Genomic DNA, 748 nt, shown 5'->3' with positions numbered 1-748 from the left:
GAAGAAGGGCCGGCCTCCCGCGAGGCCGGCCCTTTGACTTGGGGTCGCGGTAGCGTCAGCCGCGTCGGCGGCGCCTGATGCCGGCCACACCCAGCCCGGCCAGCGAGGCCAGGGCCAGCGAGCCCGGCTCGGGAAGAGTGAAGGCGCGCACGCTGTCGATGGCCGGCACGCTGTAGCCGCTCGTGTCGGTCGCGCTGTCGAAGGCATAGACCCGCACTTCGTCAAAGCCGACGGCGTCACTCAGCCCGAGTACGCCGCCAATGCCCGCCGCGCCCAGGGACACGCGGCCATTGCCGGTCTGCACGCCGTCCAGCCAGGTCTGCCACATCAGGTAGATGTTGGCGTAGCCCGAATCGACGGCGAACTCGATGCCGTTGATGTCGCGTGCCGTGCTGCGGATGGACAGGTAGGCGTTCATGCCTGCGGTGGCGAAGTAGTTGCCCGCGAAGGATTGGCTGTAGGTCTCGCCGGCGCCCAGGTCCACGCAGTTGCCACCGGCATAGCCGCAGCCGCCGTTGTCATTGGCAAAGCCCGTGTGGCTGAACAGCAGGCCGCCTTCTGACCAGGGACTGTCCAGGTTGATGTTGGCCTCGAAGTCGGCAGCGGAGGTCAGGTGCGCTGCGCTCGGCGTGGCGCTGCCGGCGCCGGTGGTCTGCACGACGGCGGCGCTGACGTGGGCTGCCAGCAAGGCAGAGGCGAGGAGGGTGATGGTTTTCATGGGAAGAGCGTTCATTGCGCGGCAATCAGA

General features: G+C 68.0%; 1 protein-coding gene. It reads right to left on the bottom strand.

What is annotated here, in order from left to right; translation table 11 throughout:
• Positions 1 to 55: 55 nt before the first annotated feature.
• Positions 56 to 718: a PEP-CTERM sorting domain-containing protein gene (locus AC1DU6_RS33820; protein WP_477862760.1), complete on the bottom strand. Its 663-nt coding sequence runs from the start codon at positions 716 to 718 to the stop codon at positions 56 to 58.
• Positions 719 to 748: the final 30 nt, after the last annotated feature.

Source organism: Roseateles sp. P5_B10 (genome assembly GCF_056400485.1).
Note: the sequence above shows the minus strand (reverse complement) of the source record. Positions and strands in the feature narration are given on the sequence as shown.

Excerpts from the sequence above, each read along its gene's own strand:
- AC1DU6_RS33820 (WP_477862760.1), bottom strand. The coding sequence starts at position 718 with ATGAAAACCATCACCCTCCTCGCCTCTGCCTTGCTGGCAGCCCACGTC.